The following is a 5,344-nucleotide window of genomic DNA, read 5'->3' on the forward strand; positions in this document are numbered from 1 at the left end:
CTGGCGGCGCTGCACGTGCTCGCCGCGCTCGGCGGCCAGAACCAGCCGTTGTCGCTGTTCGCGGCCGATTTCGAGCGGTATGCCGCCTCGGGTGAGATCAACTCCACGGTCGCCGACGCGACCGCGAAGGTCGCCGAGGTGCGGGCCGCGTTCCCGGAGGCCACCTTCGACGAGCTCGACGGAATGACCGTGCAGCTCGCCGATGGCTCCTGGTTCAATCTGCGTGCGTCGAACACCGAGCCCCTGCTGCGACTGAACGTGGAAGCGCCGAAGCCGGACCGGATGGCGGTCCTGCGCGACGAAGTGCTCGGGATCGTTCGCGGTTAGGATCACCTGGTTCCGCAAAAGCCCGCGCACGTTATAAGGAGCCGTTCGGTGGCCCTCGACCCGCAGTTGCTGGAGATTCTGGCCTGCCCGGACACACACCACGCGCCGCTTGAGTACGATGCCGGCGCGCAGACGCTGACCTGCACCGAGTGTGGTCGCGTCTTTCCCGTGCGTGACGACATCCCGGTGCTCCTCCTGGACGAGGCGATCATCGAAGGGAAGGCGTCCTGATGGCCGGCCCGGTCGAGGGAGCGGCCGGCCTGACCGGCCGGCGGGTGGCTGACGAGGCGCTGCTCTCCGATGAGCAGGCGATGCTCCGCAACGACCCGGGCGGCATGCTGCGCGCCACGGCGTCCGCGGGTGCGCAGGTCCGCGAGTCGGCGGCGCTGGCCGCCGAGGCCAACCTGAGCATGCTGGCCGAGGAGGGCCGCCCCCGCGCGGTCGTCGTCGCCGGCATCGGTACGGCCGGCCTGACCGGCAACATCCTCGCCACCGTCGCCGGACCGCGCTGCCCCGTGCCGGTCATCGGGCACCGCAGCGCGGGAGTGCCCGGCTGGGTCGGCGCCGCCGACGTGGTCATCGCCGTCTCGGCCAGCGGTCGCAGCCCCGAGGCGCTGGCCGCCGCGGACGCCGCCGCCCGGCGTGGGGCGCGCCTGGTGGCGATCGGCAACCCCGACTCCGAGCTGCAGGCGATGGCCGAGCGCGCCCGGGCGCCGTTCATCCCGGTGCCGCGGCGGGCCCCGGCCCGGGCCAGCCTCTGGGGCCTGGCGGTGCCGGTGCTGCTGGCCGCCCGCAGCCTGGGCCTGGTCAAGGTCAACGAGGCCGACCTGGCCGAGACCGCCGCCCGGCTGGACGCCGACGCCGAGCGCTGCCGCGCGGGCGCCGAGTCCTTCGTCAACCCGGCGAAGTCCCTGGCGCTGGGCCTGGCCGGCTCGATCCCCATCGTGTGGGGCTCGAGCCCGCTCGCCACCGTCGCCGCCCGCCGCTTCGCCGACACCCTGGCCGCCAACGCCCGCTATCCGGTGATGGCCGGTGCGCTCGGCGAGGCCGGCCGCGGCCGGGTCGGCCTGCTCGACGGGCCGTTCGGTGGCCTGGCCGAGTCGATGCGGGACATCTTCGCCGACCCGGACGAGGAGAACGAGCTCACCACCCGGCTGCGACTGGTGGTGCTGCGCGACGGCGGCCTCAACCCCGAGGAAGAGGCCGACGAGCCGGTGGCGGTCGAGGAGCGCCGGGCGGACGCGGTGCAGACCCTCGCGGAGCGCCGCGGCGTGCGCTGTGACGTGGTCACCGCCGAGGGCGGCTCCGCCCTGGAGCGGCTGGCGTCGCTGGTCGCCGTCCCCGACTTCGCGTCGATCTACCTCGCGCTGGCTCATGGCCTCGACCCGATGGCCGTGCCGGCCATCAACGAGATGAAGGAGCTCAGCAACCCGATGCCGGAGGGGCTGCAGTGAGCGCGGGCGGCGGTAACAAAGCGATCGTCGCCGCCCTGGGTGCCAACCTCGGCATCGCGGTCACCAAGTTCGTGGCGTGGCTGCTGACCGGCTCATCGTCGATGCTGGCCGAGGCCATCCACTCGGTCGCCGACTCCGGCAACCAGGCCCTGCTGCTGCTCGGCGGCAAGCGCGCGCAGCGCAAGGCCACCGCGGAACACCCCTTCGGGTACGGCCGTGAGCGTTACATCTACGCGTTCATCGTCTCCATCGTGCTGTTCAGCGTCGGCGGCCTCTTCGCGCTCTACGAGGCGTACCACAAGCTGCACGAGCGGGAGGGCATCCACAGCTGGCACTGGGTGCCGGTAGTGGTGCTGGGCGTGGCGATCGGCCTGGAGAGCTACTCGTTCCGGACGGCGATCGTGGAGTCCAACCACGTCCGCGGCAAGACCAGCTGGGTCAACTTCGTGCGCCGCGCCAAGGCTCCCGAGCTGCCGGTCGTGCTGCTCGAGGACGCCGGCGCGCTGCTCGGCCTGATCTTCGCCCTGTTCGGCGTGGTGCTGACCCTGATCACCGGCGACGGCCTCTGGGACGCCGTCGGCACCGGCGCGATCGGCCTGCTGCTGGTGGCCATCGCCATCATCCTGGCGATCGAGACCAAGAGCCTGCTGCTGGGCGAGGGTGCGAACCCCGAGGACGTGACGAAGATCGAGCAGGCCATCCTGGCCGGCCCCGGGGTCGAGCGGATCATCCACATGAAGACCCTGCACCTTGGCCCCGAGGAGCTGTTGGTGGCCGTGAAGGTCGCGGTGCCGTCGACGGAGAACGCGACGGAGGTGGCGCAGCACATCAACGAGACCGAGGTCCGGATCCGCGAGGCGCTGCCGATCGCCCGGGTCATCTACATCGAGCCGGATATCTACAGCCCGCAGGCCGCGGCGGCCTCGACCGCGGACGTCGGCACGCAGCCGACCACGGCGTAACTCTTCACGAACGGGGGCGGCTGTGGCTGCTGTACTCCCACTGCGGGGCGTCATCCGGCCGTACGCCTGGGGCTCGCGCAGCGCGATCGCCGAGCTGCAGGGCCGGCCGGCGCCCAGCGACGCCCCCGAGGCGGAGCTCTGGCTGGGCGCCCACCCGGGCGATCCGTCCACAGTGACCGGGCCGGACGGCCCGGTCAGCCTGGCGGCGATGATCGGCGACGACCCGAAGGGCCAGCTCGGCGCGGAGGTCGCGGACGAATTCGGCGCCCGGTTGCCGTACCTGATGAAGGTGCTGGCCGCCGCGGCGCCGCTGTCGCTGCAGGCCCACCCGGACGCGGCGTACGCGAAGCAGGCGTACGCGGCCCAGGAGGCCGATCCGGCGGCGCCGCGCAACTACACCGACGCGCACCACAAGCCGGAGATGCTGGTCGCGCTCACACCGTTCGACGCGCTCTGCGGCTTCCGGGCCCCGGACGTGTCGGCGGCGGTCCTGGACGGCCTGCGCATCCCGCGCCTGGCCCCGGTCATCGCCGCGCTGCGGGCCGGCCCGGCCGGCCTGCGCGACGCGGTCCGCGAGCTGCTGACCTGGCCGGCGGAGGACCGCCGGGCGCTGATCGAGGACGTGGTCACGGCCGCGCGCGCCGCGCAGGGGCACGCGCGGAGCTACGCCCTGGCGATCGACCTGGCCGGCCACTACCCGGGCGACCCGGGCGTGCTGGTGGCGTTGCTGCTCAACCAGGTCCGGCTGGCGCCGGGCGAGGCGATCTGGATGCCGGCCGGCAACCTGCACGCCTACCTGGGCGGCACCGGCATCGAGATCATGGCGGCCAGCGACAACGTCCTGCGCGGCGGCCTGACCCCGAAGCGCGTGGACGTCGACGAGTTGCTGCGGGTGCTGCGCTTCGAGGTCCTGGACGACCCGATCCTGCCGCCGACCCAGGTCGCGCCGGGGGTGCGAACGTGGCAGGTGCCGGTTCGCGAGTTCGCGCTGTACCGGATGGAGCTGACCCCGGCCGCCCCGCCGCTGCCCCTGCCGGGCACGGGCCCGCGCATCGCGCTGGGCATCCGGGGCGACGTCTTCGTGGCGGAAGCGGTGGACGGCACCCCGGTCGAGGTGACACCGGGAACGGCGGCCTACGTCCCGGCCGAAACCGGCCCGGCGACCGTGGCAGGCGTCGGCGAGATCTTCGTGGCAGCCGTCGCCTCCTGACACTTCAGCTGCGGTTGTCTCACAGCGATGCCTCGCCCGCTGTCGTTCTGTCGGTGAGCCGGCCGGGGAAGCGGGCCGCCGAGCCACGGCCAGACCACTACGTAGGGTATTAACTACGATTTTTCCTGATTTGCTTGACACGACGTGTGCGGAGTGTGAATCTATAAACACGCAGCGTCATTGGTGATCGGGGGGTCCCACGGACGCGCGCGGTACCAAACCGGGGGGATGAACGGGGCGGCGGGTCTTCGGACCCGTCGCCCCGTTCGCTGTCCGCGAAGCTCGCCGGGAAGGGTTGTGCCGGAACGGGCGCCGGAAGAGGAAGGGGAAAGAAGGCGTGCCGTGCGATTTGGCGCGTAATGTCAATGGCTGCCTTCCCTCCCCAGGAGTATGGATGACCAGCACCCTGCCCGCCGCCGGCGGAGCGCAGCGCCCGCGGACCGTTGCCGAGGGCGACTTCAAGGTCGCCGATCTCTCGCTCGCCGCGTTCGGCCGCAAGGAGATCCAGCTCGCCGAGCATGAGATGCCCGGCCTGATGTCGCTGCGCGGGGAGTATGGCCCGAGCCGGCCGCTGCGGGGCGCGCGGGTGACCGGGTCGCTGCACATGACGATTCAGACCGCGGTTCTCATCGAGACGTTGACCGCTTTGGGCGCGGAGGTTCGCTGGGCCTCCTGCAACATCTTCTCCACCCAGGACCATGCCGCCGCCGCGATCGTCGTCGGGCCGGATGGCAGCGCGGAGAGTCCCCAGGGCGTGCCGGTCTATGCCTGGAAGCGCGAGACGCTCGCGGAGTACTGGTGGTGCACCGAGCAGGTGCTGCTCTGGCCCGACGGCGACGGGCCCAACATGATCCTCGACGACGGCGGCGACGCCACGCTGCTCGTGCACAAGGGTGCCGAATTCGAGAAGCTCGGCTCCGTCCCGTCCCGGGATGCCGCCGACTCCGAGGAATATGCCGTCATCCTGTCCGTGTTGCAGCGCAGCCTGGCCGCGGATGACCGGCGCTGGACCAGGGTCGCCGCGAGCATCAAGGGTGTCACCGAGGAGACCACCACCGGCGTGCACCGCCTCTATGAGATGCAGCAGCAGGGGACGCTGCTCTTCCCGGCGATCAACGTCAACGACTCGGTGACCAAGAGCAAGTTCGACAACAAGTACGGCTGCCGGCACTCGCTGATCGACGGCATCAACCGGGCCACCGACGTGCTCATCGGTGGCAAGGTCGCCGTGGTCTTCGGCTATGGCGATGTCGGCAAGGGCTGCGCCGAGTCGTTGCGTGGCCAGGGCGCCCGGGTCGTCGTCGCCGAGGTCGATCCGATCTGCGCGCTGCAGGCCGCGATGGACGGCTATCAGGTCGCCACCATGGACGACGTGGTCGGAACCGCCGACA

The 5,344-nt window shown here is 71.7% G+C and carries 5 protein-coding genes and 1 pseudogene; all 6 read left to right on the forward strand.

Going from position 1 to position 5,344, the window contains the following annotated elements:
* Nucleotides 1-327, forward strand: a pseudogene (gene manB / locus DMB66_RS58065) (phosphomannomutase/phosphoglucomutase); the annotation flags it as partial.
* A 48-nt stretch (nucleotides 328-375) separates the two neighbouring features.
* Nucleotides 376-558, forward strand: a complete 183-nt coding sequence (locus DMB66_RS58070; RefSeq protein ID WP_125812499.1) for a Trm112 family protein — start codon at nucleotides 376-378, stop codon at nucleotides 556-558.
* Nucleotides 558-1,781, forward strand: coding sequence for an SIS domain-containing protein (locus DMB66_RS58075; protein WP_125812500.1), 1,224 nt, complete (start codon nucleotides 558-560; stop codon nucleotides 1,779-1,781). Before DMB66_RS58070 ends, DMB66_RS58075 begins: the two co-directional genes overlap by 1 nt.
* Nucleotides 1,778-2,743, forward strand: a complete 966-nt coding sequence (locus tag DMB66_RS58080; protein ID WP_125812501.1) for a cation diffusion facilitator family transporter — start codon at nucleotides 1,778-1,780, stop codon at nucleotides 2,741-2,743. Before DMB66_RS58075 ends, DMB66_RS58080 begins: the two co-directional genes overlap by 4 nt.
* A gap of 22 nt (nucleotides 2,744-2,765) precedes the next feature.
* On the forward strand, nucleotides 2,766-3,953 hold the full coding sequence (gene manA, locus DMB66_RS58085) for a mannose-6-phosphate isomerase, class I (RefSeq protein WP_125812502.1): 1,188 nt from the start codon (nucleotides 2,766-2,768) through the stop codon (nucleotides 3,951-3,953).
* A gap of 394 nt (nucleotides 3,954-4,347) precedes the next feature.
* Nucleotides 4,348-5,344 (forward strand): adenosylhomocysteinase (locus DMB66_RS58090; protein ID WP_125812503.1); only part of this gene is annotated, 997 nt, incomplete at its 3' end.

The sequence above is a fragment of the Actinoplanes sp. ATCC 53533 genome (assembly GCF_003947245.1).